Here is a 25,592-nt window from a genome sequence, read left to right as displayed (position 1 = left end):
GCTTTTAACTCCTTTTCATGTATATTTTCCATTATGAAAAAATAAACTACATCTATATAAGATAGAAATCACCGATCGAAATATATTTACATTTGGTTATCCTAAGATTTTCGTACATTACGGAATGTACTTTAGACTTTAGCTAGATACAGAAAATATTTTCTTAATGTAGATAAAACACATAATCACAGCATGTGGATAACTGTTATCCCAAAGCTGTGTTCAAGTTTGTCCACAAGTTATTAACATTCTGTGGATAATATATTTCCCACGCAACATTTCCACAAAGGAAAACACATTCATCGTAACAAAAAAAGATTGTCATTTCAATAGTTTACGAAGCTTATCCACATAACTATTTTTTATTCACCTAAAAGTTGTCCACAAGGGTGGGATTTGTGCAAAAGTTGTCAGTAACTATTGTGGATAAAAAAATGCACAAAAATATTATCCACAATGACTGTTTATAATAAACATGGTTCATTGTGGATAATTTTTTATTATGCAAATGAGTAAGCAAACTCTGATTCAAATATTTAATTGACAATGCATTTCTTTTTTTTATATAATGTTATGGTCTGTATGTAGGATAGAAATTAACTTTCATAAATGGAGGTGTCATATATAATGAAACGCACATACCAACCAAAAAAACGTAAACATAGTAAAGTACATGGATTCCGTGCACGTATGAGCTCAAAAAACGGACGTAAAGTATTAGCAGCTCGTCGTCGTAAAGGAAGAAAAGTATTATCAGCATAAGTCCACTGAATTTCTTCAGTGGCTTTTTTTTTACTGATAAACAGACAAAGTTAATAGGCAATCAGTATAAGAAAAGCATCGATTTCGATCTTATTTAATAGAAATCGTGTTTTTCTAATCTTCATTTTTAAGATAAGAAAGCATTTAGAATAGCAGGTGAAGGAATGAAGAAGCGCCAAAGAGTCAAGAAGAATGAAGATTTTCAGAAGGTATTTAAAAAGGGAAAGTCCTTCGCGAATCGTCAATTTGTCGTGTATTGTTTACCAAATGAAAACCAACAAGAATTTCGAATAGGTCTATCTGTCGGTAAAAAGATAGGAAAAGCAGTAACCAGAGTGCAAATCAAGCGATATATTAGACAAGCGTTTTTAGAGTTGAAAGATGAAGTAAGACAAGATATGGACTATGTTATTATCGCCCGGAATCAGGCGGCCACACTAGATTTTCATGAAACGAAAAAAAGTATTGAACATGTATTAAAAATAGCTAAAGTAATTAAAAAGAAGTAAAGGATCTAAGTTTCTAAACTCCTTTAAGGTCTGAAGGCTGCAATCCATTCAATACTAAAGTTAATAGGAAAATGAATTAATTATAAGTAGAGAGTAAGTATCTTTACATGGTAAAATAGCAAAAAAAGTGAATAGTTACTCTAGGAGGATGAAGGTTGAAGAGAAGACATTGGATGATTCTGTCTCTAGTTTCCGTAGTATTACTACTTTCTGGTTGTACAGAATTCGATCAGCCAATCTCATCTGAAAGCGAAGGTTTTTGGAATGAGTTTATCGTTTGGCCATTAGTATCAGTAATTAAATATTTTGCAGAATCTTTAGGTTCGTATGCTCTAGGGATTATCGTTGTAACGATTATTATCCGTTTAGTGATACTTCCATTAACAATTAAACAAGTAAAAAGCTCTAAAAAGATGCAAGAAATTCAGCCTAAAATGAAAGAGCTACAGAAAAAATATGCTTCAAAAGATGCGGTAACACAGCAAAAATACCAACAAGAGATGATGGCATTAATGTCAAATTCAGGCGTTAATCCAGCAGCTGGATGTCTCCCAATGTTGGTTCAAATGCCAATTTTAATTGGTTTTTATCATGCAATTAGTCGTATGAATGCAACTCCAACGATTGATTTAGGGACATTCCTTATTTTCCCGCTTGCAGAGCCGAGTGTTATTCTAGCTGTTTTAGCTGGTTTGATTCAATTTGTTGTATTAATGACAGGACCTGCAATGGACAACCCTCAAATGAAAGTAATGATGTACATTATGCCATTTATGATTATCGGTTTCGGTATCGTGTTACCAGCTGCACTATCATTATATTGGGTTGTTGGGAATATCGTTTCAGTTATTCAAAACCTTGTTATTTATAAACCTTGGAATAGAAAAAAATCAGAACCTGCTACAACAGGAGGAGCGAAAAAGTGAAACAAATTACGCAATTAGGCGCAACAGTAGAAGAAGCGATCTCAATAGCGTTACAACAGCTAAATACTACTCGTGAACAAGTAGAAGTTGAAGTTTTACAAGAAGCGAAAAAAGGATTTTTAGGTTTTGGGGCACGTCAAGCTAAAGTAAGTGTCACTGTAAAAGAGGTAGAAGTTGAAAATGTAGTATCAAGTAATGATGCTGACAAATTCGATGATGTTAATCAGATTGTTTCTGAAAAAGAAATAGTAGAACAAGAAGAAAAAGCTGAGCAAGCTGTATCTGAAACAATAGTGGAACAAACGATATTCGTTGAGGAGCAGGAAGATCCAATTGAATCTGCAAAAAACTATCTAATTAGTATCGCTAAAGATATGGGAATTGAAGATTTAAAAATTGGCACTCAAAAGCAAGGAAAAAATATTTTATTTAAGCTGGAAAGTGAAAAAGCAGCACTTTTAATTGGAAAACGTGGTGCTACTTTAAATGCATTACAACAATTAGCACAATTGATAGTGAATAAAAGTGCAAAATCCTTTCTAATGGTCAAGCTAGATGTTGAAAATTATCGTGAACGTCGAAAAGAAGCTTTAGAATTATTGGCGGAGAGAATGGCGGATAAAGCGATTCATACAGGAAAGAAAGTATCGTTTGAACCAATGCCTTCCTACGAACGAAAAGTAATTCATAATGCATTGGCAAATCGCGTGGATATCGAAACCTATTCAGAAGGTATTGAGCCAAATCGTTATCTAGTTATTGAACCAGTAAAATAACATCAAGAATATATAGATATAAGAAAACGATCCTTTTTGGGGTCGTTTTTTTGTTCGGGAAATTAGTATATTACTAAATATCTATAGTTTATCTTCTGAATAAATGTGAAAATATAGTCCTTCTAAAGGAATGAAATGAATTATAATCGAAATTTTAATTCAAAATGCGTTTCGTTAAGGACATTTTTCATTTTGGATGCTACCCAAAATCATTAAGTATTCAGAGAGGGCACCAAATTTAGAAGACGCAGCCTACCATGTAAGCTGCGTAATATCTACAGAAACTACTTTTGTGAGAGGGCTTAACACAAAACACAGAGACAAGTCGTGAGACAACAAGTTGGCTCTGCGACTTCTATGCTTAGCCCGCACACATAAGAGAAACTTGCTGAGGATTTTTATAAGTAAATAAAGTAATTACAAAAATAATTTCACTTATCCACATGTGGGAAATTTGCTTTACTTTCGTATTTCGTTAAAATATGTTACCCTAAATTGTTAGTAAATAAGTTTCGTAATAGTTATTCACATGTGGATAACTTTATTTAGTTTTCACAAGATAAATGTAATTCAATCGAGTTGTGAAGTTAATGAAATTACGGTAAATTCGTAATGGATTTAGTAGGAGGATTAAACAAGATGGATTTTGATACAATTGCTGCGATTTCCACACCAATGGGTGAAGGTGCCATTGCGATCGTTCGTTTAAGTGGAGATGACGCAGTTAATATAGCAAATAAAATATTCAAATCGCCAAGTGGCAAACAGCTAATGGATGAAAAAACACATACTATTCATTATGGTCATCTAATCGAACCAAAAACTGAGGAAGTAGTAGAAGAAGTCATGTTGTCGTTAATGCGGGCACCCAAAACCTTCACACGTGAGGATGTGGTTGAAATTAACTGCCATGGTGGGATTGTTTCGGTAAACCGAGTATTGCAGCTGGTTCTACAAAACGGAGCGAGATTAGCGGATCCTGGTGAATTTACAAAACGTGCCTTCTTAAATGGACGTATTGATTTATCACAAGCTGAAGCTGTAATGGATTTAATTCGTGCAAAAACAGACCGTGCGATGAACGTAGCACTTGGTCAAATGGAAGGAAAGTTATCAAGATTAATTGGCCAATTACGTAATGCTTTAATAGAGACATTAGCTCATGTAGAGGTTAATATAGATTATCCTGAATATGATGATGTAGAAGAAATGACGATACCAGTACTGCTAGAAAAATGCTCCTGGGTTCGTGATGAAATAGCTAAGCTTTTACAAACATCTTCTCAAGGGAAAATACTGCGTGAAGGACTATCAACGGTCATTTTAGGAAGACCGAATGTTGGTAAATCTTCACTATTAAATAGTTTGGTTCATGAGAATAAAGCAATTGTTACTGATGTTGCTGGTACAACTCGTGATATTATAGAAGAGTATGTCAATGTACGTGGGGTTCCCCTACGTTTAGTAGATACTGCAGGAATTCGTGAAACTGAAGATATCGTTGAACGTATAGGGGTAGAAAGATCGCGCCAAGTGTTAAAGGAAGCAGACTTAATCTTACTTGTCTTGAACTCGGCTGAAGGTCTATCTGAAGAAGATGAACGTCTATTTGAAACAATTCAACATATGGATTTTATCGTCGTTGTAAACAAAACAGATTTACCTCAGAAAGTTGATTTGGAAAAAGTAAAAGAACTGTCTAATGGGCGTCCAGTTGTCACAACATCAATTCTACAGGAACAAGGTATTATAGAATTAGAAGAGGCGATTGCTAAGACATTCTTCGAAGGGCAAATTGAATCAAATGATTTAACCTATGTTTCAAATGCACGTCATATTGCACTTCTACATCAAGCAAAAGCGACGATTGAAGATGCAATAGATGCAGCAGAAACAGGCGTTCCAGTTGATATGATTCAAATTGATGTGACGAAAACGTGGGAGCTGTTGGGCGAAATTATTGGTGATACGGTACAAGAAAGCTTAATTAATCAGTTATTCTCGCAATTCTGCTTAGGGAAATAAATAAAACTTCATACAAGTGAAGTTAGAATATAGGCGAACATTTGATAAATGAAAGGAAGAGACGGCATGACAACAACATATGAAGCAGGCCAATATGATGTAATTGTCATTGGTGCAGGTCATGCGGGTGTAGAATCAGCATATGCCTCAGCCAAAATGGGTGCAAAAACACTTATGGTGACAATTAATTTAGATATGATTGCCTTTATGCCATGTAACCCATCAGTAGGTGGACCGGCAAAAGGAATCGTTGTTCGTGAAATTGATGCATTAGGTGGTGTGATGGGAAGAGTAATCGATAAAACCCACATCCAAATGCGTATGTTAAACACAGGGAAAGGACCAGCAGTGCGTGCTTTACGTGCACAAGCAGATAAAGTCCTTTATCAACGTGAAATGAAACGATTATTAGAAGATGAAGAAAACTTAACAATCAATCAAGCCATTGTTGATGAATTGATCATTGAAGATGATGAGGTTCGTGGTGTGGTTACACAAACGGGTGCCATCTACAGAGCAAAAGCTGTTATTGTGACAACGGGTACGTACTTGCGCGGCGAAATTATTATTGGAGAGTTAAAATACTCAAGTGGACCAAATAATCAACAACCCTCTATCAAATTAGCAGATAATATGCGCGAACTCGGCTTTGATATGGTTCGCTTTAAAACAGGTACACCACCACGTGTAGATAGTAAAACAATTGATTATAGTAAAACCGAAATTCAACCAGGTGATGATGTTCCACGTGCTTTCAGCTTTGAAACAACAGAATTTATCATGGATCAAATTCCTTGTTGGTTAACGTATACAAGTGCGGAAACACATCAAATTATTAACGATAATTTAGATAAGGCACCTATGTATACTGGGGCGATTACAGGTACTGGTCCTCGTTATTGTCCATCAATTGAAACGAAAATTGTACGTTTTAATGATAAACCACGTCATCAATTGTTCCTTGAACCAGAAGGCCGTGATACACAAGAGGTTTATGTTCAAGGTCTTTCAACAAGTTTACCAGAACATATCCAACGTCAAATGTTACAATCAATTCCTGGTTTAGAAAAAGCAGAAATGATGCGTCCAGGCTATGCAATTGAGTATGATTCGATTGTTCCAACTCAATTATGGCCAACATTAGAAACAAAACGTATTAAAAACCTTTATACTGCTGGTCAAATTAACGGAACTAGTGGTTACGAAGAGGCAGCAGGTCAAGGGTTAATGGCTGGTATTAATGCAGCTGCCAAAGTTTTAGGAAAAGATGAAGTGATCTTAAAGCGTTCAGAAGCTTATATCGGTGTACTAATTGATGATTTAGTAACGAAGGGTACAAATGAGCCTTACCGTTTATTAACTTCACGTGCAGAATATCGTTTATTGCTTCGCCATGATAATGCAGATTTACGCTTAACGGAAATTGGCTATCAATTAGGGTTAATTTCAGAAGAGCGTTATGCGAAATTCAAAGAAAAAGAAGCACAAATAGAATCTGAAATTGCTCGTCTTCGCGAAGTGATTATTAAACCAAACAAAGCAACACAAGAAGTCATTCGCTCAGTAGGTGGAACAGAACTAAAAGATGGTATTCGTGGGGCTGACTTAGTAAAACGAACTGAAATGAACTATGATTTAGTTGCTTCTTTAACACCATCGGATCTTGAATTAAGTGAAGAAGTAAAAGAGCAAATTGAAGTTCAGCTAAAATATGAAGGCTACATCCAAAAAGCGCTAAATCAAGTTGAAAAACTTCATAAAATGGAAAGTAAAAGAATTCCTGAGGATATTGATTATGATGATATCTCAAGCCTTGCTACAGAAGCTCGTGAAAAATTAAAAGAAGTACGCCCATTATCAATAGCGCAAGCATCACGTATTTCAGGTGTTAACCCTGCAGATATTTCCATTTTGGCTGTCTATATTGAGCAAGGGAAAATTGCACGAGTAGGTAATGAGTAACGAAATAGTACGGACTTTGGTCTTTGATTTTCGTCAAAGAAACCAAGCGTATTACTTAACGAGCGTTCGAGCCAAAACTAATCTCGGACGCTCGTTCATTTTATAGCAATCAATTCTTCAAAAACTAAAGGAGATCCCTATGAACGAACAACAATTTATCGAAGCATTAAAAGAGATGGGAATTGAATTAAGTGACACACAAATTGGGCAGTTTAAAAAATACTTTGAACTACTAGTTGAGTGGAATGAAAAAATGAATTTAACAGCAATTACAGATTTAGAAGGTGTTTATTTAAAGCATTTCTATGATTCCATTAGTGCAAGTTTTTACTTTGACTTTACTAAAGTAGAATCTGTTTGTGATGTCGGGGCAGGAGCAGGCTTCCCAAGCTTACCTATTAAGATTTGCTTCCCTCATTTAAATGTGACAATTGTTGATTCATTAAATAAACGTATTACCTTTTTAAATCATTTAAGCGATCAGCTTCAATTAGAAAATGTTACATTTGTTCATGCTCGTGCTGAGGAATTTGGTCAAAATGAAAAGTATCGTGAAAAATTTGATGTGGTTACTGCTCGCGCGGTAGCAAGATTATCTGTCCTTTCCGAACTTTGTATTCCACTTGCAAAAGAAGGTGGCTATTTTGTAGCCCTAAAAGCAGCAGCAGGTCCAGAAGAATTAAAAGATGCGAAAAAAGCGATTTCGACTTTAGGAGCATCTTTGAAAGAGGAATTTTCATATTTATTACCAGTTGAAGAAAGTGACCGTACTATTTATATTTTTGATAAAATAAAAAAGACACCAAAGAAATATCCTCGTAAACCGGGTGTTCCAAACAAAACGCCTATTATATAGAAAATATGTGGTAGTATTAAAATAACGGGTAGTGATATTAAAAGTTACTTTAATGTCACTACAACTTATCTAGTTATATAGTAACGGGAAATAAGAACGCTATTTTTGAAGTCTTCTATCTATTCTATTAATCTTTCTTGTTTCACATGAAACATCCAACAGTAACTGTACTAAATTTCATGAATCTAGATACTTATTTCCCTTATTTTAGCGGTTTATCCTACATTTTCTGTGAAATATTTAAATTGTCACAAATTTTTAGATATAAATTTGCCTCTTGTAGCATAAATAATTTATATTATGTCATTTTACTAGATTTTACTTCTATCGAACTCTGTACAATTTATAGTTTATAATAAATAATATTATATAAAGTATCTCGAGCAAGATAGTTTCTAAAAGGTGGTGCCTATTGAATGAAAAGTCCTTTTTCACGATTTTTCGGAGGCGGAGATAAAACTGTTTCTGAAATTAAAAGTGAAGTAGAACACGTAGCACAAGTTGAAAAGAAAACAGCTTCAGAAGAAGTAGTGAAAATACCAATCGATAAAATTATTCCAAATCGGTTCCAACCTCGTACAGTTTTTGATGAAGAGAAGATTGAAGAATTATCAAGAACCATTCATACGCATGGTGTCATTCAACCTATTGTTATTCGCAATTTTGATGGAGAACGGTTTGAGATAATTGCAGGGGAACGTCGCTACCGAGCAATGAAAAAACTCAATTGGACTGAGGTTCCTGCGATTGTTCGTGATTTAAGTGATAAAGAAACTGCTTCTATTGCATTAATTGAAAATCTTCAACGAGAAGAATTGACGGCAATTGAAGAAGCATTAGCTTATCAGCAATTACTAGAACTTCATTCACTAACACAGGAAGCACTTGCTCAACGTTTAGGAAAAGGTCAATCTACTGTAGCAAATAAATTACGATTATTAAAATTACCTCAATTTGTACAAGAAGCCATTTTGAGAAGAGAGATTACAGAACGTCACGCACGGGCCATGATTTCTCTAAAAGATGAAGAAGTACAAGCTCAATTAGTGGCATTAATAAAGGAATATGATTGGAATGTTCGTCAGCTAGAAGAATATATCCAACAAATGAACGCGCCAGAAGAAGAGACAGTAAAAAAAGAAAGACCCAAGCGTAAAGCAATTAGTAAAGATATTCGTATTGCATTAAACACAATTAAACAATCATTATCAATGGTTACAAAAAGTGGCATAAATGTGAATACCGAAGAAGAGGATACGGAAGATTATTATCAAATCACTGTTCGGATTCCTAAGAAAAAATAAAGAAATGAACAAAGTAACCCAAAGCAGTCTAGTTGCGTTTAACTTTTAAGAGAATCCTTTTATTAGGAAAATCTATTGAATGGGACTTTAATGATGAGACAATCGAAAACTTGTCCCATAAAAAGAAGCTGTCTCAGATTCCATAGGAGATGGCTCTTTTTCTACAGCTAGAAAAGTACTCAACTACTTATTAGCTGCATAAGTGCAAACAAGGCTTATCGTCGAAGGAGATGACGATAAGCCTAATTTTCTACTATGAAATTTATAAATTAGTTTTTTGTAATCGTACATCTAGTTTATAAATTTGATAAAATGAACTTAGTGACTAAATTCAATTCATATATAAATTGAGTGATGAAAGCAGGTGCAAAAAGGTTGGGAAGAATTATTGCCGTTACAAACCAAAAAGGTGGGGTAGGTAAAACTACTACCTCAGTAAATCTGAGCGCTTGCCTTGCTTATTTAGGGAAAAAAGTTCTTTTAATAGACACTGATCCACAAGGTAATGCTACAAGTGGTGTAGGTATAAATAAAGGTGAAATTCAAGGTTGTATCTATGACGTTTTAATTGATGATGAAGAAGTAGCAAATGTTATTCAACAATCAAAGGTTGAAAATTTAGATGTAGTACCTGCAACAATTTCTCTTGCAGGAGCAGAAATTGAACTTGTTTCAACAATCTCACGTGAGGTCCGATTAAAACATGCACTGCAAAATGTAAAAGAGCAATATGATTACATAATAATCGACTGTCCACCATCCTTAGGATTGCTAACAATAAATGCTTTAACTGCATCGGATGCCGTCATTATTCCAGTTCAATGTGAATACTACGCACTAGAAGGACTAAGTCAATTACTATCGACTGTCCGTCTTGTTCAAAAACATCTAAATCAAGAGCTGTATATTGATGGTGTTTTATTAACGATGCTTGATGCTCGTACAAATCTCGGTCTACAAGTGATTGAGGAAGTAAAAAAATACTTCCAAGACAAAGTATATAAAACAATTATCCCTCGTAATGTTCGTTTAAGTGAGGCACCAAGTCATGGCGAACCAATCATTATCTATGATTCAAAATCAAGAGGTGCAGAAGTTTATTTAGAGTTAGCAAGGGAAGTGATTAAAAATGGCTAGAGGATTAGGTAAAGGAATAGGGGCATTATTTCCGACCGAAACGTTAGATAACATACAGACTAACGAAGCTCAAATTGAAAAAATCGACTTACAGAAGCTTGTTGCTAATCCCTTTCAACCACGAAAAACATTTGAAGATGAAGCAATTGAAGAATTAGCTCAATCCATAAAAGAGCACGGGATTATTCAGCCTATCGTTGTTAGAAAAAAGGGGAAAAAGTTTGAAATCGTAGTTGGTGAAAGACGCTTCAGAGCCGCAAAACTTGCCAATTTAAATGAAATCCCTGCAATAGTAAGAGATCTGACAGAAGATCAAATGATGGAGCTAGCCATTTTAGAGAATCTTCAACGTGAGGATTTAACACCTATCGAAGAAGCAGAAGCCTACCAAAGCTTGATTGAAAAGCTTAATTTTACCCAAGAAGAACTAGCAAACCGATTAGGGAAAAGCCGTCCATACATTACGAATCATCTTCGCCTACTAACCTTGCCAGACGAGGTACGTGAATTGGTGAATAATGGTGAGTTATCAATGGGACATGGACGTACATTGTTAGGGTTAAAAAACAAAAGAAGAATACCTGAAGTGGCTGAAAAAGTTATAAAGCACGGGTTAAATGTACGACAGTTAGAAGCTCTAATAAAACAACTAAATGAAGAGGTTTCACGTGAAACGGAAAAACCTGTTAGAAAAGATATTTTTGTACAGGCAACTGAGACACAATTACGTGAGTACTTTGGAACAAATGTTCAAATCAAAAAATCAAAGAATAAAGGGAAAATAGAAATAGAATTTTATTCAGAGGATGATTTAGAGCGTATTTTGGAAATATTACAACTAGAAGAATAGAAAAGTTGTGAGCGCCAAGTTCGAGGCGCTCTTTTTTCTAAGACATAAGGGGTAAAAAAATGGTATTACTCGGATCAATTATTAATGCCTTATTGATTATTATTGGATCAAGCATCGGGCGCATTTTAAAGGGAATCCCTGAAAAAATGAAAACAACTGTTTTATCGATTATCGGTCTTGCGGTAGCTGTTCTAGGAATTCAAATGGGAATGGAGACTACTAATTTCATTATTGTAATTATTAGTCTTGTTATAGGTGCAGTCATTGGTGAATGGCTTGATTTAGATATGCAATTGTTTCGTTTTGGGCAATGGATTGAAACAAAAATTGGGAAGCAAACGTCAGAGAGTAGTATAGCGGAAGGATTTATAAATGCTACATTATTTTTTGTAATCGGTTCAATGGCAATTCTAGGTGCATTGGATAGTGGTATTCGAAATGATCACTCTGTTCTAATTACAAAGGGGATTATAGATGGATTTACTGCGATCGTCTTAGCATCCACGTTAGGAATAGGTGTAATGTTAGCTGCAATCCCCGTTTTTTTATACCAAGGTACTATTACCCTTCTTGCAGGGGTAATCAGTAAATATATACCTGAAGCTGCATTAAACTTATTTATTCAAGAAATGACGGCAACAGGTGGTGTCATGATTATGGCAATCGGATTAAATATTGCCGGCTTAACTAAAATTCGAGTAGCCAATTTGCTGCCTGGAATTGTGGTAGTTGGTATTGTCGTGGTGTTCATTTTTCTTTTTCAATAAATGACGCTGCCAGGCAAGCAGTAAAGCTCGAGCGATTTTATTGCCCATAGAATAGGTAACATTTAAACGGGTATTTTGTAAAACAAGCATTTCCATAAAGCCTCCAACATTGACGATTCCTTTAATAGAAATGTCACCGATTGGAGGTAATTCTTTTTTTACAGCCTTCCCAGGGAATAATGGGCCATCTTGAAGAACGATATGACCTACATTTCGTTCGCTTCCTAAGCAAGCATCAATGGCAACAATATAAGGAGTAATAGGCTTTTGGTTAATTTCGTCCATTGTCGATGATAAATTGATGGCATGTAATGGGTTTTCGAGCGTACCAATGACTTCGAATGGGAATGAATGAAAACTAGATAAAAAACTGCCTGTTAAAGGACCAAGAGAATCGCCCGTTGAACGATCTGTTCCAATGCAGCAAAATATTAATTGTTCATGGTCAAAAGGAATATGATTTAAAAATAAATCACTTAATTGCCAAAGAGCACCTGTCTGCTCATGATGGACAAATGAATTTAAGGGGACTTTCGAAATTTTTTGCATAAGCAATTCTCGCTTTCTTTAGAATTGGTAATAATTTAGCTTATATGGTAAAAAATGAACTATATTGGTATCAAGTATATTCAAATATTTAGTTAGTTATACAAGGAGTGGAAAAATGGCGACAGAAGTTTTAGATACACAAGTTGAAGACATAACGGAGAAGTCGGAAAAAGCTTGGAGTTATTTTACAAGCGAAGAATTATGGACATTTGTTATAAGTGCTTCGGTAAAGATTGTAACGATTCTTTTGGTATCCTATCTCGTTATTTTTATAGGTAAAAGAGTTATTACAAGAGTTCTGACATTAAAGGTAAAAACACCTATTAATCAAAATGAGCGTAGACAACAAACAATCATCAAATTATTACATAGCACATTAAGCTATTTAGTTTATTTCTCAGCGATGATTGCCATTTTATCAGCCATTAATATTAATATCGGAGGGTTACTTGCTGGAGCAGGGATTGCCGGTTTAGCGATTGGTTTTGGTGCACAAAGCTTAGTAAAAGATATTATTACCGGATTCTTTATTATCCTGGAGGATCAATTTGGGGTAGGAGATTATATTAAATTAAATACAACAAGTGCAGCTGAAGGAACAGTAATTGAAATTGGTTTAAGAACGACTAAGATTTTGGGATATACAGGAGAACAATACATTATACCGAATGGTCAAATTACAGATGTTATCAACTATTCTGTTAATAATTCAAAGGCGATAGTCGATTTGCAGGTTGGTATTGGTGCGGATATCAATAAGATCGAGGAATTAGTTAAGCCGTATTTAAAATCGCTTCCTGCTTTGTATGAGGAATTAATTGATATTCCTGTTTTTGTAGGTGTACAAAATGTTGTTGGGATAGAAGTGACGATTCGAGTTGTTGCGGAAACAAAGCCTTACCAGCATTTCGCAGTTGCTCGTGCCATGAGAAAAGATATAACGAATATATTAGAGAAAAATGGCATACCAATGGCTTATCAAAAAATGATGATGGTTGATCCAAGTATAAATCTTGGCAAGGGAGATGAGGCATAATGGAAGCAAAAGTATTTGAACTTAATGATGTCGTGGAAATGAAAAAACAGCATCCTTGTGGAACAAATGCCTGGAAGATAATACGATTAGGTGCTGATATTCGCATTAAATGCACAGGATGTGGTCATAGCGTGATGATTCCTCGTCGTGAATTTGAAAAGAAAATGAAAAAAGTATTAGTCAAAGCAACTGAAGAGTAAAATCAGGGCGTATTAGACTTTTTCTTTACTTATCCATATAATAAACAATGGTTTCATATTATTTAGTTCTATCATTATTGCTACTTTGAAAGTAAAAAAACTAGAAGAGAAATAGAAAGGTCGTGTCAACTCTCATGTCGCTAACAGCTGGTATCGTAGGTTTACCGAACGTAGGAAAGTCTACATTATTTAACGCAATTACAAAAGCAGGTGCATTAGCAGCCAACTACCCATTCGCAACAATTGACCCTAACGTAGGAGTGGTTGAAGTACCGGATGCACGTTTAGATAAATTAACTGAATTAGTGGAACCTAAAAAAACTGTTCCAACAGCTTTTGAATTCACCGATATTGCAGGAATTGTAAAGGGTGCATCAAAAGGAGAAGGTTTAGGAAATAAATTCTTATCCCACATCCGTGAAGTAGATGCTATCTGCCAAGTAGTTCGTTGCTTTGAAGATGAAAATATTACTCACGTTTCGGGTTCTGTTAATCCGATTGATGACATTGAAGTCATCAATCTAGAGTTAATTTTGGCGGATATGGAATCTGTAGAAAAACGCCTTCAACGTGTAGGCAAAATGGCCAAGCAAAAAGATAAAGAAGCGTTAATTGAAGAGCCGATTTTAGTAAAACTAAAAGATGCATTAGAAAAAGAAAAGCCAGCACGATCTGCCGATTTATCAGAAGATGAATTAAAAGTAATTAAAGGTTTACACCTTTTAACAATCAAACCGATGCTTTATGTAGCAAACGTTTCTGAAGATGAAGTTGCAGATGCTGCAAACAATAAATACGTACAACAGGTACGTGAATTTGCAGATGCAGAGGGTGCTCAAGTCATTACAATTTGTGCAAAAATCGAAGAAGAAATTTCTGAATTAGATGATGAAGAAAAAGCGATGTTCCTTGAAGAACTAGGAATTGAAGAGTCTGGATTAGACCAATTAATTCGTGCTTCATATGACTTGTTAGGTTTAGCAACTTACTTCACTGCTGGTGTACAAGAGGTACGTGCTTGGACTTTCCGTAAAGGAATGAAGGCTCCTGCATGTGCGGGTGTAATTCACTCTGACTTCGAGCGCGGGTTTATTCGTGCCGAAACAGTAGCTTATGAAGATTTAGTTGAAGCTGGTTCAATGGCAGCGGCAAAAGAAGCTGGTAAGGTACGTTTAGAAGGGAAAGAATACGTTGTACAAGATGGCGACGTAATGTTATTCCGCTTCAACGTTTAATTTGAATGCTCAATAAAAAAACAGGCGTCCAATTAGGATGCCTGTTTTTCACTTTCTAGATAAACATATACACTAAAATCCTCTGGAACATCTTGTACTAAACAATCATCCGGATATTTCCTAAGCTTATTAATCCCTTTAAAATTTGCTAGTCCACCTGCAATAAAAGAAGCACTTGCAAGCAATAAAGGATAGCTGCCAATAGCAAAACCAATAGCTAATGGGAGAATCCCCGTAATTGAAAAGGAAGTTAAAAAGACAGATTGATAATGTGCGTTTTTAATTTTTTCTGATGTTTTAGAATAGATTAACCCTTTTTCAAGATTAATGGAAAGGGATATGGATTCACGAGCAACCTTGCAACGGAATCGATAACCGATTATATTTAGTAACTCGTTAGCAATAACTAAAACTAATGAGACAATTAAATAAATGGCTACGCCCAAGATCAATCGTAGTATGCTAAATGAAAAATCTCTTTGCAAGAAATAATTTAGAGCTGTAAATAAAATACTTAATATAATCGTTAAAATGATTGTTTGCTTTACAATTTTTTGCTCATCTATTGTGACGACTTTTACATGATTAGTCATTGTTCACTTTAACCCCTTCCTCATATACATACAATCTTGGCAACTCTGGGTCATCCTTGACAAGAGAGGTATTTGGGAATTTGCGTAGCTCCTTGTACATATAAAAATCACCGATAGCACCTGCAATTAGAAATGCACCTAAAAGCAGCAATATATTTGATTGAACAGTAAAACCAATAATACTGGGAATAACACCAGTCGTCCAAAATGGTAATAATAATGATTTTTTCATTGCTTTGTTCGGCAATGGCTGAGTGGTGGTTGCATAGGCAATACCTAATTTTAAATTTACTCCATATTCTAATTGATTAAATTTTACTTTTCCAAATATCATAAATCCAAGTAAATGAAAAACTTCATGTAATGCAATAAGGATAATGTAACTAGCTATGAAAAGCAGTATATTCCAAAATGATATCGATACCGAAAATTGTTGATGAATAAACCCATTGACCATGAAAAATCCAACACTTAAGCCAAGGGTTAACCACATATTCATTTTCGCAATTTTTTTCATATCCAGCATGATAATTTCAGGTTTTGAGTCTTGTGGCATTTTTTCACTTCCCTTATATGTAACATTATAAAGGGTAAAAATCTGAAATTGTACTGTAAAAATAGAAGCTGTTTGAAAACACTGAAAATAAAATATGGAAAGTGATAAATACATCTTCAGATAAAAATATGATCTTTGTTGCATAGAGTGTCGAAGTGTGCTACAATTCAATGATGTGAGTATATATTACTTACTCCTTGCTCCCGCCATGTCGGAGAGCCCAAGTCCATAAGGAGGTGCAAAATAGATGAAAAAGTATGAAGTAATGTACATCGTTCGTCCAAACATTGAAGACGAAGCGAAAAAAGCATTAGTAGAACGCTTCAATGAAGTTTTAACTTCAAACGGCGCTGAAATCATCGAGTCTAAAGAGTGGGGCAAACGCCGCTTAGCTTATGAAATCAACGACTTCCGTGAAGGTTACTACCAAATCGTAAAAGCTAACGCTGGAACTGAAGCTATTAACGAATTCACTCGTTTAGCTAACATCAGCGAAGACATTATTCGTCACATGGCTGTTCGTGAAGAAGCTTAATTAACATTTAATTTTAACAAAAATGCTGAAAAAAGGAGGTTGAAATTGTGATAAACCGTGTCGTACTAGTTGGAAGACTTACGAAAGATCCTGAGCTTCGATATACACCGAGTGGCGTTCCTATGACTCGTTTTACAGTCGCTGTAAATAGAACATTTTCGAACCAACAAGGTGAACGTGAAGCAGACTTCATCGGATGTATTGCTTGGAGAAAACAAGCCGAAAACTTGGCAAACTTCATGAAAAAAGGAAGTTTGATTGGTGTAGAAGGCCGTATTCAAACAGGTAGTTTTGAGGGTCAAGATGGAAAACGTGTTTATACAACAGATGTTGTAGCGGATGCTGTTCAATTCTTAGAACCACGCAACACTGGTGGTGGAGGAATGCCAAATCAACAGTATGGAGGGCAACCACAATATGGAGGCAACCAACCTTCATATGGTACAAGCCAACCAAACCAACAATTTGGTGGTGGCAATATGGATCAAGATCCATTTGCTCCTTCTTACCAACAATCTCAACCTTCTATGAATCAGCAAAATTATACACGTGTAGATGAGGATCCATTTGCATCGAGCAAAGGACCAATCGAAGTTTCTGAAGATGACTTACCGTTCTAAGAGGAAAAGCGAACACTTCGCCCAGCTCTGACAACAGCTTATGAAGCCAGACATTAGAAACTAAAAACTCATAAAGGAGGAAAATCGAAATGGCACAACGTCGCGGAGGCCGCAAACGCCGTAAAGTTTGTTACTTCACTTCAAACAACATTACTACAATCGATTATAAAGATGTAGATTTACTTAAAAAGTTCATTTCTGAACGCGGTAAAATTTTACCACGTCGCGTAACTGGTACAAGTGCAAAATACCAACGCAAATTAACTACAGCTATTAAACGTTCTCGTATTATGGCTCTTCTTCCATTCGTAGCGGAAGATAAATAAGATATAAAGTAAAAGTACAACAAAGGTTTCTAAACCCTTGTTGTACTTTTTTGGTCTGAACTATTTTATTGGCTCATTTTAATAATTTGAACTTTTTTGATAGCTCCATTGTCTGTTGTTAAGATTTTAAATCGAAGATGATTTCGTTCAATAACGTCCCCTTCGATTGGAAAATCTTTAATTTCGTTTAAGAGGTAACCCGCAAGAACGTCCTCTTCTTCTGGGATATTTGTATAGAAAATAGTGTTTAGTCGATGGAGTGTTATTTTCCCATCACAAATAATTTCAGTTTCCGTTATCTTTTCAACTAGACTTTCATTATTTAGATCCGTCTCGTCCTCAATTTCGAAACCAAGCATTACCTCTAGGATATCTTCATGAGTAAGTATACCTTCCGTACCACCATACTCTTCTAATACAATTGCCATATGCTTCTTTTCTTTTGTCATTTTGTTTAATACCAAATCAATGGAATGAAATTCATAGACGATTAGAGGGTCATTATCACAAAATGCTTCTAAGGGTCTCTCAGGTTCTAAAGACCAGGATATAATGTTTTTGGAATGGAATACAGCTATAATATCATCTATATTTTCTCCATAAACAGGATATCGGGTGAAAGGATTTTGCATAACAATTTCCCGTGCTTCTTCAAAAGTAGCTGTGCTTGATAGGGCTACAATATTGATACGCGGTGTTTTCATGGCATCCTTTACATCTAACTCATGAAAGTCCATTACTCCCTTGATACGATAAGACTCTGCTAGATTAAATGCCCCTTCAATATCTGCAATATCTACCATGGTCCGTAATTCTTCCTTCGAAATCGAACCATCATTGACCTGATTTTTAGACAAAGCTCTAGTTAAAGCTCCTGTTAGAGAATTAAGTATGAACGTAATCGGTTTAAAAATGATAACAAAGAAACGAATTACAGGGTAGACCAGAAAAGCTATACGATCTGGAAAAGCAGCTGCTATCGATTTCGGAATTACCTCAGAAAAAACAATAATAATGACTGTCAATATGGCAGAAGCAAGTCCTAAATTAAAACCGTATTGAATAGCAATTGTCGTAACTAAGGTTGGAAGCAGAATATTGGCAATATTATTCCCGATTAGAATTGTTGTGATGAATTCACTTGGTTTTGAAACTAATTTGAGTAGGTTTTCGGCTTTTTTATCATGATTACTAGCCCTCGATTGAAGCCGCATTTTGTTAGTGGCTGTCAATGCTGTTTCACTTCCTGAGAAGAAAAAGGAAACAAACAACAAGAAAATGATCGCAAAGATCACAGTAAATTTCCCCCTTAAAATATAAAACTTACATAATAGTATTGATTAATTTTAGATATATTTCAACTTCAAGCATTAGGGCAATCTAATTTTTTTGATAAATAAAAGGGAACAGAATTTTTAATTTCCATTCCCAAGTAATTTAAACTGTGGTTGAATCTTTTTTATCACTTTAGCAATTTAATTATCTTTCATCATAGTATTGACAATTTTAAAGGGATTTGGGGGAAAATTATAACATGCTCCGTGTGACAATAAATTCAATATTACTATCTAAGAGTGGTAGTGAATATAGTATAAAAAGTCGACAAATTCCTTATCTGAATTTGTCGACTTTATCTATAGCAAAAGACTGGAGTTTTGCTCCTTGCATTTTTGTCCAATGTATAAAAAGATGGTACAATATACGAATGACAAGGATTTTTTCTAATTAGTCAAAGGAAGGTTATACATGCCGAATAATCAAACGAAAAGGCTAGCTCATGGTGCTATGATGATAGCATTATTTACAATTTTTATTGCAATCGCCTTTTATGTACCAATCATTAGTCTTGTTGCTACATTGTTTGCTCCACTGCCAATAGCTTGGTATAGTGCGAAATATGATCGAAGTTCATCGATTTTAGTAGCATTAATTGGGTGTATCACAAGCTTCTTCATTGGAGGATTGCTGATCATTCCTTTTGCTCTAATTTATTCAGCAATTGGGGTCGTAATAGGAGATGCACTAAGGTTAAAAAGAAGCAAAGTATACTTACTAATGTCTACAGGAGTTACCACACTTATAACTTTTGCAATAGAATATGTTATATCCTTAAAGTTATTTGAAGTAGACATTATTAAGGAATTCATGACAATCATGCGTGAAAGCTATCAAAAATCTATTGAACTTTCACAAAGTTTAAACGCACAGTCACCTTTAGATGAACAAACAGTGAATAGAATGTTTGATACGCTGGAAATGATGATTCCAGCTACTGTTACAATAGCGGTCTTTTCTATTACATTTATCATTATTTCATTGAATTTACCAATGTTAAAACGCTTCGGAATTAACATACCAAAATTTCGTGCTTTTGAGAATATGCGTTTGCCAAAAGCGGTATTATGGTATTACTTAATTGTATTGTCGATTAATTTATTTATTAGTCCTGAAATTGGGTCAACACTTTACGTGATTTGTCTTAACTTTTCCTTAGTACTCTGGATGCTATTAGTTTTACAAGGATTATCACTGATTTATTTTATTCTTAGTGCATACGGGTCACCTAAATTTTTAAAAGTACTTGCAGCTTTTATGGCAATTCCACTGTATTCCTTCTTTGTACTAATAGGAATATTGGATTTAGGTTTTGACATACGCTCAATTGTCAAAGGTAAGATTCAGAAGTAGGGAGCTGATAAAATGGATACTTATAGGAAGCGACTAATTCGACATCCTCTTATGTATCTAACGATGATTGGCTTAATAGGTGCCATCCTACTGACCATTTGGAATATTTGGTTAGGCGTAGCCTATGCAGTAGTCACATCCATCGGGTTAGTATATGCATGGAGAATTGAAAAAATCACCTTTTCACAAACTGAAAAACATATTGAATCGCTATCATTTCGAATGAAAAAAGTAGGTTCAGAAGCTCTTTTAGAAATCCCTATAGGAATTTTACTCGTAAATGATAAGTTTGTTATTGAATGGGCAAATCCATATATGTCCGAAATTATTGATGAGGAATCACTAATCGGATTGGAAATGTTTGACCTTTCTGATGAACTATATAGTTTAACCAAATCAGAAGAAAAGCGTGAGCAAACCGTCTCAATTAATGAACATAAATATAAAGTGGTCTATAAGCAAGAAGAAAAACTTTTATACTTCTTTGATGTAACAGAGCAAGTAAAGATTGAATCTCAATATTTCGCTGATCGTACTGTCATAGCTATATTATTTATCGATAATTATGATGAATTAACACAAGGCATGGATGACCAAACACGAAGTTTAACAAATACAGTGGTCACGTCAATTATTAATGAGTGGGCATTTGCACATGGTATTTTCAATAAACGAATTTCCTCGGATCGTTTTTTAGCCGTTTTAAATGAATCGATTCTAATTGAACTAGAGAAGAAAAAATTTTCAATTTTAGATGATATCCGAGAGAAAACGGCTCAAAAAAATCTATCGCTTACGTTGAGTATTGGGGTTGGTGCCGGCTCCTCTTCGCTTATCAAATTAGGTGAATTGGCTCAATCAAGTCTAGATTTAGTGCTCGGGCGTGGTGGGGACCAGGTTGCTATTAAGCAGCCTAGCGGTAAGTTGAAGTTCTATGGAGGGAAAACCAACCCAGTAGAGAAACGTACAAGAGTAAGAGCAAGGGTGATTTCTCATGCATTACAAGATTTGATAATTGAAAGTGATCAAGTATTTATTATGGGACATAAAAATCCTGATATGGATGCAATCGGAGCAGCAATCGGTGTTCGTAAAATGGCTCAGAAAAACAAAGTGAATGGCTATGTTGTAGTCAACTTTGATGAACTCAATGGCAGTGTTAGCCGACTAATGCATGAAATTGAAGAAAATACGGATCTTTACCGTTACTTTATTTCACCTGAGGAAGCTCTTTTTGCAATGACTGAAAAATCATTAGTGATCGTTGTAGATACCCATAAACCAAGTCTTGTTATGGATGCACGTCTTTTGAAGCGCTCAGATAAAGTTGTAGTGATCGACCATCATAGACGTGGTGAAGAGTTTATCCAAAATCCTACACTTGTCTACATGGAGCCATACGCATCCTCTACTGCAGAGTTAGTTACAGAGATACTCGAGTATCAACCGGAAGATGAAAAGCTAACAAAGCTTGAAGCTACTTCCCTATTATCGGGAATTATTGTTGATACGAAAAGCTTCACTTTGCGTACAGGTGCCCGTACTTTTGAAGCAGCATCCTATTTAAGAACATATGGTGCAGATACAATCCTTGTTCAGCAACTATTAAAAGAAGATATTGATACGTATATTGAACGCTCGAAATTAATACAAACAGTTAATTTTGTTTACCCGGGCATTGCAGTTGCCAGAGGAGACGAAGAAAAAACATACGATTCAGTTTTAATTGCCCAGACAGCTGATATTTTATTGACAATGAAGGATGTAACAGCATCCTTTGTCATCGCCCATCGTTCAGACGGTTTAATCGGCATTAGCTCAAGGTCATTGGGTGACATTAATGTGCAGGTTATTATGGAGAAACTCGGCGGTGGCGGTCATTTAACAAATGCTGCCTGTCAAATGGATGTAGAGACTATAGAAGAAGCACTGGATCGTTTAACAAAAGCTATTTTAGAAACAGTTGAAGGGAGTAATGGAGAATGAAAGTAGTATTTCTAAAAGACGTAAAAGGTAAAGGAAAAAAAGGCGAAATCAAAAATGTTGCGGATGGTTACGCACATAATTTCCTTATTAAAAATGGATACGCAGTAGAAGCATCTAATCAAGCGTTAAGCCAATTACAAGGCCAAAAGAAACTAGAAGAAAAAAATGCAGCAGCTGAGCTACAAGCTGCAAAAGATTTAAAGGAACAGATTGAACAATTAGAAGTTGAACTTAAAGCGAAATCAGGTGAAGGCGGTCGTCTATTTGGCTCGATTTCAACAAAACAAATTGCTGCAGGCCTACAAAAAGACCATGGCATCAAGATTGATAAACGTAAAATGGATTGTGAAGGTATTCGTTCGTTAGGTTATACAAATGTTCCAGTTAAATTACATCACGATGTAAAAGCAACTTTAAAAGTACATGTGGTAGAAGAGGCTTAAGGAGAGATGTCTATGAACGATTCCGTTATGGACCGCGTTCCACCGCATAACCATGAAGCAGAACAATCGGTTATTGGTGCGATATTTCTTGAACCGACAAGTTTAATCACAGCATCAGAAATTTTAATAGCGGATGATTTTTATCGAATTGCCCATAAAAAAATCTTTCAAACGATGCTGGACTTAAGTGATCAAGGAAAAGCGATAGATGTTGTCACGGTTACAGAAGAATTATCGGTCAGAAAGGAACTTGAAGACGTTGGTGGGCTTTCTTACTTAACAGAGCTTGCTAATGCCGTTCCAACAGCTGCAAATATCGCCTATTATGCAAAAATAGTTGAAGAAAAAGCACTTTTACGCAGATTAATCCGTGTAGCAACTAAAATCGCTGAAGATGGTTATACACGAGAAGATGAAGTTGAAGCACTTTTATCAGAAGCTGAGAAGAAAATGATGGAAGTCGCGAACCGCAAAAATGCCGGTGACTTCAAGCACGTAAAAGATGTACTTGTTCAAACCTATGATAATATTGAACAACTTCAATTCAGAGATGGTGATGTAACAGGTATTCCTACAGGGTTTAATGATTTAGATCATATGACAGCTGGTTTCCAGCGTAACGATTTGATCATTGTAGCAGCGCGTCCTTCTGTTGGGAAAACCGCATTTGCCTTAAATATTGCGCAAAATGTAGCTATTAAAGCACGTGAAAATGTAGCCATATTCTCTCTGGAGATGGGTGCTGAACAGCTCGTTATGCGTTTGTTATGTGCGGAAGGTAATATCGACGCACAAGCTTTACGTACAGGTGCACTTACAGCAGACCACTGGAGTAAGTTAACGATGGCAATGGGAAGTTTATCGAACTCAGGTATTTTTATTGATGATACGCCTGGTCTCCGTATAAATGAAATCCGTGCAAAATGCCGTCGTCTTGCACAAGAGCACGGATTGGGAATGATCCTAATCGATTACTTGCAGTTAATACAAGGGAGTGGGCGTAGTGGTGAAAACCGCCAGCAAGAGGTATCTGAAATCTCCCGTTCGTTAAAAGCCCTTGCACGTGAATTAAAAGTTCCTGTAATTGCCTTATCACAGTTATCTCGTGGTGTTGAGCAACGTCAAGATAAACGTCCGATGATGAGTGATATTCGTGAATCCGGAAGTATTGAGCAAGATGCTGATATTGTTGCTTTCTTATATCGTGATGATTATTATGATAAAGAAAGTGAAAGTAAAAATATGATTGAAATTATTATTGCCAAGCAGCGTAACGGTCCGACTGGAACGGTGACTTTGGCATTTAAAAAAGAATTCAATAAGTTTATCAATATTGATTGGTCACAGCACCCGATGCCAGCGAATGCAGGTTAGCAATCAAAATATAGAACACGAACAATGGTTAAAAATTACTAATCATTTGTTCGTGTTTTTTCTTATTCTTCATTGACTTCTACTGGCAATCACTGTTACAATTAAAGCTGTTTGAAATAGTAAAATATTTTATGAGTAGATAAATACGAATAAGTAATTGAGATAATAATTGTACGAGTTGTTCAAGCTGAATTAATGGGATATTTTACTTATTAATGAGAATAATAAACGTACTTGAGTCTAGCGGAGGTGCTGATATGACATCAGTTGTAGTTGTTGGAACACAATGGGGAGATGAAGGTAAAGGGAAAATTACTGACTTCCTATCTAAAAAAGCAGATATTATCGCTCGTTTTTCAGGTGGCGATAACGCAGGTCATACAATTAAAATTGGCGATGAAACTTACAAATTGCATTTAATTCCATCAGGTATTTTCTATAAAGAAAAATCATCGGTTATGGGAAATGGGATGGTAATCAACCCGAAATCTCTAGTAACGGAACTAAAAGGATTGCAAGAACGTGGGATTGATACGTCGAACTTACGTATCTCTAACCGTGCCCAAGTTATTCTTCCGTATCATATCTATCAGGATAAAGTGGATGAGGCTTCTCGTGGGGACAATAAAATCGGGACGACATGCAAAGGGATTGGCCCATGTTATCAAGATAAAATCGCACGTATGGGAATCCGTATTGCGGACTTACTTGAACGTGAAGTGTTTGAACAAAAGCTGCGTGAGAATTTAGAAAAGAAGAACCGCCTTTTCGAAAAATTCTACGAAGTGGAAGGCTTAAAATTCGAAGATATCTTCGAAGAATTTTACGGGTATGGCCAAGAACTTGCGAAATACGTCACAGATACTTCAAAAGTATTAAACGATGTAATTGATGAAGGTGGACGTGTCCTATTTGAAGGTGCACAAGGCGTGATGCTAGACGTTGACCACGGAACATATCCATACGTTACATCTTCAAATCCAGTTGCCGGTGGTGTAACAACAGGTACAGGGATTGGCCCTTCTCATGTTTCTCGTGTAGTTGGTGTCAGCAAAGCATATACTTCCCGTGTAGGTGACGGTCCATTCCCAACAGAATTATTCGATGAAATCGGTCATCAAATACGTGAAGTGGGTCGTGAATATGGTACGACAACTGGCCGCCCACGCCGTGTTGGTTGGTTTGACTCTGTAGTAGTACGCCACTCTCGTCGTGTAAGTGGAATTACTGACTTAGCATTGAATTCAATCGATGTGTTATCAGGTCTTGAAACAGTAAAAATTTGTACAGCTTACGAGTATAATGGAGAAGTGATTACCGAATACCCAGCGAGCTTACATGTACTAGAAGCATGTAAACCTGTTTATGAAGAACTTCCAGGCTGGGAAGAAGATATCACAGGAGTTCGCACGTTAGAGGAACTGCCAGAAAACGCTCGTAAATACGTAGAACGCGTAGTAGAACTAACTGGCATCAAGCTAATGACATTCTCAGTAGGCCCAGCACGTGAACAGACAAATATTGTTAATCCAATCTGGGATTAACAATGATAGTTCTGCGCCGAAAGCTTGCGACAG

The 25,592-nt window shown here is 35.8% G+C and carries 26 protein-coding genes; 22 read left to right on the top strand and 4 right to left on the bottom strand.

All coding sequences use genetic code 11. The annotated features are described in order from the left end of the window. Positions 1-627: 627 nt before the first annotated feature. The 11 genes from rpmH to C1N55_RS20325 all read left to right on the top strand — a co-directional run bounded on the left by rpmH (position 628) and on the right by C1N55_RS20325 (position 11,874). The gene (rpmH, locus tag C1N55_RS20375) at positions 628-762 is read left to right on the top strand and encodes a 50S ribosomal protein L34 (RefSeq protein WP_118876394.1); all 135 of its coding nucleotides are present in this window, start codon (positions 628-630) and stop codon (positions 760-762) included. Positions 763-926: 164 nt separating this feature from the next. Continuing rightward, positions 927-1,271, top strand: coding sequence for a ribonuclease P protein component (rnpA, locus tag C1N55_RS20370; RefSeq protein WP_137730473.1), 345 nt, complete (start codon positions 927-929; stop codon positions 1,269-1,271). A gap of 155 nt (positions 1,272-1,426) precedes the next feature. Next, positions 1,427-2,197: a membrane protein insertase YidC gene (gene yidC, locus C1N55_RS20365; protein WP_137730472.1), complete on the top strand. Its 771-nt coding sequence runs from the start codon at positions 1,427-1,429 to the stop codon at positions 2,195-2,197. Next, complete coding sequence (gene jag / locus C1N55_RS20360; RefSeq protein ID WP_137730471.1) at positions 2,194-2,973, top strand: RNA-binding cell elongation regulator Jag/EloR; 780 nt, start codon at positions 2,194-2,196, stop codon at positions 2,971-2,973. Before yidC ends, jag begins: the two co-directional genes overlap by 4 nt. Positions 2,974-3,612: 639 nt before the next feature. Beyond that, complete coding sequence (mnmE, locus tag C1N55_RS20355; RefSeq protein WP_137730470.1) at positions 3,613-4,998, top strand: tRNA uridine-5-carboxymethylaminomethyl(34) synthesis GTPase MnmE; 1,386 nt, start codon at positions 3,613-3,615, stop codon at positions 4,996-4,998. Between the two features lie 66 nt (positions 4,999-5,064). After that, positions 5,065-6,960 (top strand): tRNA uridine-5-carboxymethylaminomethyl(34) synthesis enzyme MnmG, encoded by a 1,896-nt coding sequence (gene mnmG, locus C1N55_RS20350; RefSeq protein ID WP_137730469.1) that lies wholly within the window; start codon positions 5,065-5,067, stop codon positions 6,958-6,960. Between the two features lie 139 nt (positions 6,961-7,099). Beyond that, positions 7,100-7,816 (top strand): 16S rRNA (guanine(527)-N(7))-methyltransferase RsmG, encoded by a 717-nt coding sequence (rsmG, locus tag C1N55_RS20345; RefSeq protein WP_137730468.1) that lies wholly within the window; start codon positions 7,100-7,102, stop codon positions 7,814-7,816. Between the two features lie 416 nt (positions 7,817-8,232). Then, entirely contained in the window at positions 8,233-9,120 is an 888-nt protein-coding gene (noc, locus tag C1N55_RS20340) for a nucleoid occlusion protein (RefSeq protein ID WP_137730467.1), read from the top strand. Positions 9,121-9,495: 375 nt separating this feature from the next. Then, on the top strand, positions 9,496-10,257 hold the full coding sequence (locus C1N55_RS20335) for a ParA family protein (RefSeq protein WP_137730716.1): 762 nt from the start codon (positions 9,496-9,498) through the stop codon (positions 10,255-10,257). Beyond that, positions 10,250-11,107, top strand: a complete 858-nt coding sequence (locus C1N55_RS20330) for a ParB/RepB/Spo0J family partition protein (RefSeq protein ID WP_137730466.1) — start codon at positions 10,250-10,252, stop codon at positions 11,105-11,107. Before C1N55_RS20335 ends, C1N55_RS20330 begins: the two co-directional genes overlap by 8 nt. A gap of 59 nt (positions 11,108-11,166) precedes the next feature. Further along, positions 11,167-11,874 carry a DUF554 domain-containing protein gene (locus tag C1N55_RS20325; RefSeq protein ID WP_137730465.1) on the top strand — a complete coding sequence of 236 codons (708 nt, stop codon included), beginning with the start codon at positions 11,167-11,169 and terminating at the stop codon, positions 11,872-11,874. Here C1N55_RS20325 and yyaC read toward each other — a convergent pair. Next, complete coding sequence (gene yyaC / locus C1N55_RS20320) at positions 11,791-12,423, bottom strand: spore protease YyaC (protein ID WP_137730464.1); 633 nt, start codon at positions 12,421-12,423, stop codon at positions 11,791-11,793. The two genes, C1N55_RS20325 and yyaC, sit on opposite strands and share 84 nt — an antisense overlap. Before the next feature lie 115 nt (positions 12,424-12,538). On the opposite strand from yyaC, the gene C1N55_RS20315 reads away from it, so the two are divergent. From C1N55_RS20315 to ychF, 3 genes are all read left to right on the top strand, one after another. After that, entirely contained in the window at positions 12,539-13,459 is a 921-nt protein-coding gene (locus C1N55_RS20315) for a mechanosensitive ion channel family protein (protein ID WP_137730463.1), read from the top strand. Next, complete coding sequence (locus C1N55_RS20310) at positions 13,459-13,659, top strand: DUF951 domain-containing protein (RefSeq protein ID WP_137730462.1); 201 nt, start codon at positions 13,459-13,461, stop codon at positions 13,657-13,659. The genes C1N55_RS20315 and C1N55_RS20310 overlap by 1 nt, the downstream gene beginning before the upstream one ends. Before the next feature lie 134 nt (positions 13,660-13,793). Continuing rightward, entirely contained in the window at positions 13,794-14,894 is a 1,101-nt protein-coding gene (gene ychF, locus C1N55_RS20305) for a redox-regulated ATPase YchF (protein WP_137730461.1), read from the top strand. A 32-nt stretch (positions 14,895-14,926) separates the two neighbouring features. Here the strand turns inward: ychF and C1N55_RS20300 are convergent, their stop codons facing one another. Both C1N55_RS20300 and C1N55_RS20295 read right to left on the bottom strand, forming a co-directional pair. Next, on the bottom strand, positions 14,927-15,487 hold the full coding sequence (locus C1N55_RS20300; RefSeq protein ID WP_137730460.1) for a metalloprotease family protein: 561 nt from the start codon (positions 15,485-15,487) through the stop codon (positions 14,927-14,929). Continuing rightward, positions 15,480-16,043, bottom strand: coding sequence for a DUF3267 domain-containing protein (locus tag C1N55_RS20295; protein ID WP_137730459.1), 564 nt, complete (start codon positions 16,041-16,043; stop codon positions 15,480-15,482). Before C1N55_RS20295 ends, C1N55_RS20300 begins: the two co-directional genes overlap by 8 nt. A 247-nt stretch (positions 16,044-16,290) precedes the next feature. Here C1N55_RS20295 and rpsF point away from each other — a divergent pair, with 247 nt between their 5' ends. From rpsF to rpsR, 3 genes are all read left to right on the top strand, one after another. Then, a complete protein-coding gene (gene rpsF, locus C1N55_RS20290) occupies positions 16,291-16,578 on the top strand; it encodes a 30S ribosomal protein S6 (protein WP_137730458.1) in 288 nt (95 codons plus the stop codon). A 47-nt stretch (positions 16,579-16,625) separates the two neighbouring features. Beyond that, a complete protein-coding gene (gene ssb / locus C1N55_RS20285) occupies positions 16,626-17,198 on the top strand; it encodes a single-stranded DNA-binding protein (protein WP_137730457.1) in 573 nt (190 codons plus the stop codon). 89 nt (positions 17,199-17,287) lie between these two features. Continuing rightward, a complete protein-coding gene (gene rpsR / locus C1N55_RS20280; protein WP_036172223.1) occupies positions 17,288-17,524 on the top strand; it encodes a 30S ribosomal protein S18 in 237 nt (78 codons plus the stop codon). A 65-nt stretch (positions 17,525-17,589) separates the two neighbouring features. On the opposite strand, the gene C1N55_RS20275 is transcribed toward rpsR, so the two are convergent. Then, the gene (locus tag C1N55_RS20275; RefSeq protein WP_137730456.1) at positions 17,590-18,819 is read right to left on the bottom strand and encodes a hemolysin family protein; all 1,230 of its coding nucleotides are present in this window, start codon (positions 18,817-18,819) and stop codon (positions 17,590-17,592) included. Positions 18,820-19,270: 451 nt separating this feature from the next. Here C1N55_RS20275 and C1N55_RS20270 point away from each other — a divergent pair, with 451 nt between their 5' ends. The 5 genes from C1N55_RS20270 to C1N55_RS20250 all read left to right on the top strand — a co-directional run bounded on the left by C1N55_RS20270 (position 19,271) and on the right by C1N55_RS20250 (position 25,559). After that, on the top strand, positions 19,271-20,212 hold the full coding sequence (locus tag C1N55_RS20270; protein ID WP_137730455.1) for a YybS family protein: 942 nt from the start codon (positions 19,271-19,273) through the stop codon (positions 20,210-20,212). A 12-nt stretch (positions 20,213-20,224) separates the two neighbouring features. Continuing rightward, positions 20,225-22,198, top strand: a complete 1,974-nt coding sequence (locus tag C1N55_RS20265) for a DHH family phosphoesterase (protein ID WP_137730454.1) — start codon at positions 20,225-20,227, stop codon at positions 22,196-22,198. After that, positions 22,195-22,641, top strand: coding sequence for a 50S ribosomal protein L9 (gene rplI / locus C1N55_RS20260; protein WP_137730453.1), 447 nt, complete (start codon positions 22,195-22,197; stop codon positions 22,639-22,641). The genes C1N55_RS20265 and rplI overlap by 4 nt, the downstream gene beginning before the upstream one ends. A gap of 12 nt (positions 22,642-22,653) precedes the next feature. Continuing rightward, positions 22,654-24,015 carry a replicative DNA helicase gene (gene dnaB, locus C1N55_RS20255; protein WP_137730452.1) on the top strand — a complete coding sequence of 454 codons (1,362 nt, stop codon included), beginning with the start codon at positions 22,654-22,656 and terminating at the stop codon, positions 24,013-24,015. Positions 24,016-24,272: 257 nt separating this feature from the next. After that, positions 24,273-25,559, top strand: coding sequence for an adenylosuccinate synthase (locus tag C1N55_RS20250; RefSeq protein WP_137730451.1), 1,287 nt, complete (start codon positions 24,273-24,275; stop codon positions 25,557-25,559). The last annotated feature ends 33 nt before the right edge of the window (positions 25,560-25,592 follow it).

It is taken from the genome of Lysinibacillus sp. SGAir0095 (assembly GCF_005491425.1).
Lineage (GTDB): Bacteria > Bacillota > Bacilli > Bacillales_A > Planococcaceae > Ureibacillus.
Note: the sequence above shows the minus strand (reverse complement) of the source record. Positions and strands in the feature narration are given on the sequence as shown.

Excerpts from the sequence above, each read along its gene's own strand:
- mnmG (WP_137730469.1), top strand. The coding sequence starts at position 5,065 with ATGACAACAACATATGAAGCAGGCCAATATGATGTAATTGTCATTGGT.
- rsmG (WP_137730468.1), top strand. The coding sequence starts at position 7,100 with ATGAACGAACAACAATTTATCGAAGCATTAAAAGAGATGGGAATTGAA.
- C1N55_RS20300 (WP_137730460.1), bottom strand. The coding sequence starts at position 15,487 with ATGACTAATCATGTAAAAGTCGTCACAATAGATGAGCAAAAAATTGTA.
- noc (WP_137730467.1), top strand. The coding sequence starts at position 8,233 with ATGAAAAGTCCTTTTTCACGATTTTTCGGAGGCGGAGATAAAACTGTT.
- rpmH (WP_118876394.1), top strand. The coding sequence starts at position 628 with ATGAAACGCACATACCAACCAAAAAAACGTAAACATAGTAAAGTACAT.
- yyaC (WP_137730464.1), bottom strand. The coding sequence starts at position 12,423 with ATGCAAAAAATTTCGAAAGTCCCCTTAAATTCATTTGTCCATCATGAG.
- C1N55_RS20330 (WP_137730466.1), top strand. The coding sequence starts at position 10,250 with ATGGCTAGAGGATTAGGTAAAGGAATAGGGGCATTATTTCCGACCGAA.
- C1N55_RS20310 (WP_137730462.1), top strand. The coding sequence starts at position 13,459 with ATGGAAGCAAAAGTATTTGAACTTAATGATGTCGTGGAAATGAAAAAA.
- C1N55_RS20250 (WP_137730451.1), top strand. The coding sequence starts at position 24,273 with ATGACATCAGTTGTAGTTGTTGGAACACAATGGGGAGATGAAGGTAAA.
- ychF (WP_137730461.1), top strand. The coding sequence starts at position 13,794 with ATGTCGCTAACAGCTGGTATCGTAGGTTTACCGAACGTAGGAAAGTCT.
- dnaB (WP_137730452.1), top strand. The coding sequence starts at position 22,654 with ATGAACGATTCCGTTATGGACCGCGTTCCACCGCATAACCATGAAGCA.
- rnpA (WP_137730473.1), top strand. The coding sequence starts at position 927 with ATGAAGAAGCGCCAAAGAGTCAAGAAGAATGAAGATTTTCAGAAGGTA.
- C1N55_RS20270 (WP_137730455.1), top strand. The coding sequence starts at position 19,271 with ATGCCGAATAATCAAACGAAAAGGCTAGCTCATGGTGCTATGATGATA.
- C1N55_RS20325 (WP_137730465.1), top strand. The coding sequence starts at position 11,167 with ATGGTATTACTCGGATCAATTATTAATGCCTTATTGATTATTATTGGA.
- rpsR (WP_036172223.1), top strand. The coding sequence starts at position 17,288 with ATGGCACAACGTCGCGGAGGCCGCAAACGCCGTAAAGTTTGTTACTTC.
- C1N55_RS20265 (WP_137730454.1), top strand. The coding sequence starts at position 20,225 with ATGGATACTTATAGGAAGCGACTAATTCGACATCCTCTTATGTATCTA.
- mnmE (WP_137730470.1), top strand. The coding sequence starts at position 3,613 with ATGGATTTTGATACAATTGCTGCGATTTCCACACCAATGGGTGAAGGT.
- C1N55_RS20295 (WP_137730459.1), bottom strand. The coding sequence starts at position 16,043 with ATGCCACAAGACTCAAAACCTGAAATTATCATGCTGGATATGAAAAAA.
- rplI (WP_137730453.1), top strand. The coding sequence starts at position 22,195 with ATGAAAGTAGTATTTCTAAAAGACGTAAAAGGTAAAGGAAAAAAAGGC.
- C1N55_RS20315 (WP_137730463.1), top strand. The coding sequence starts at position 12,539 with ATGGCGACAGAAGTTTTAGATACACAAGTTGAAGACATAACGGAGAAG.
- rpsF (WP_137730458.1), top strand. The coding sequence starts at position 16,291 with ATGAAAAAGTATGAAGTAATGTACATCGTTCGTCCAAACATTGAAGAC.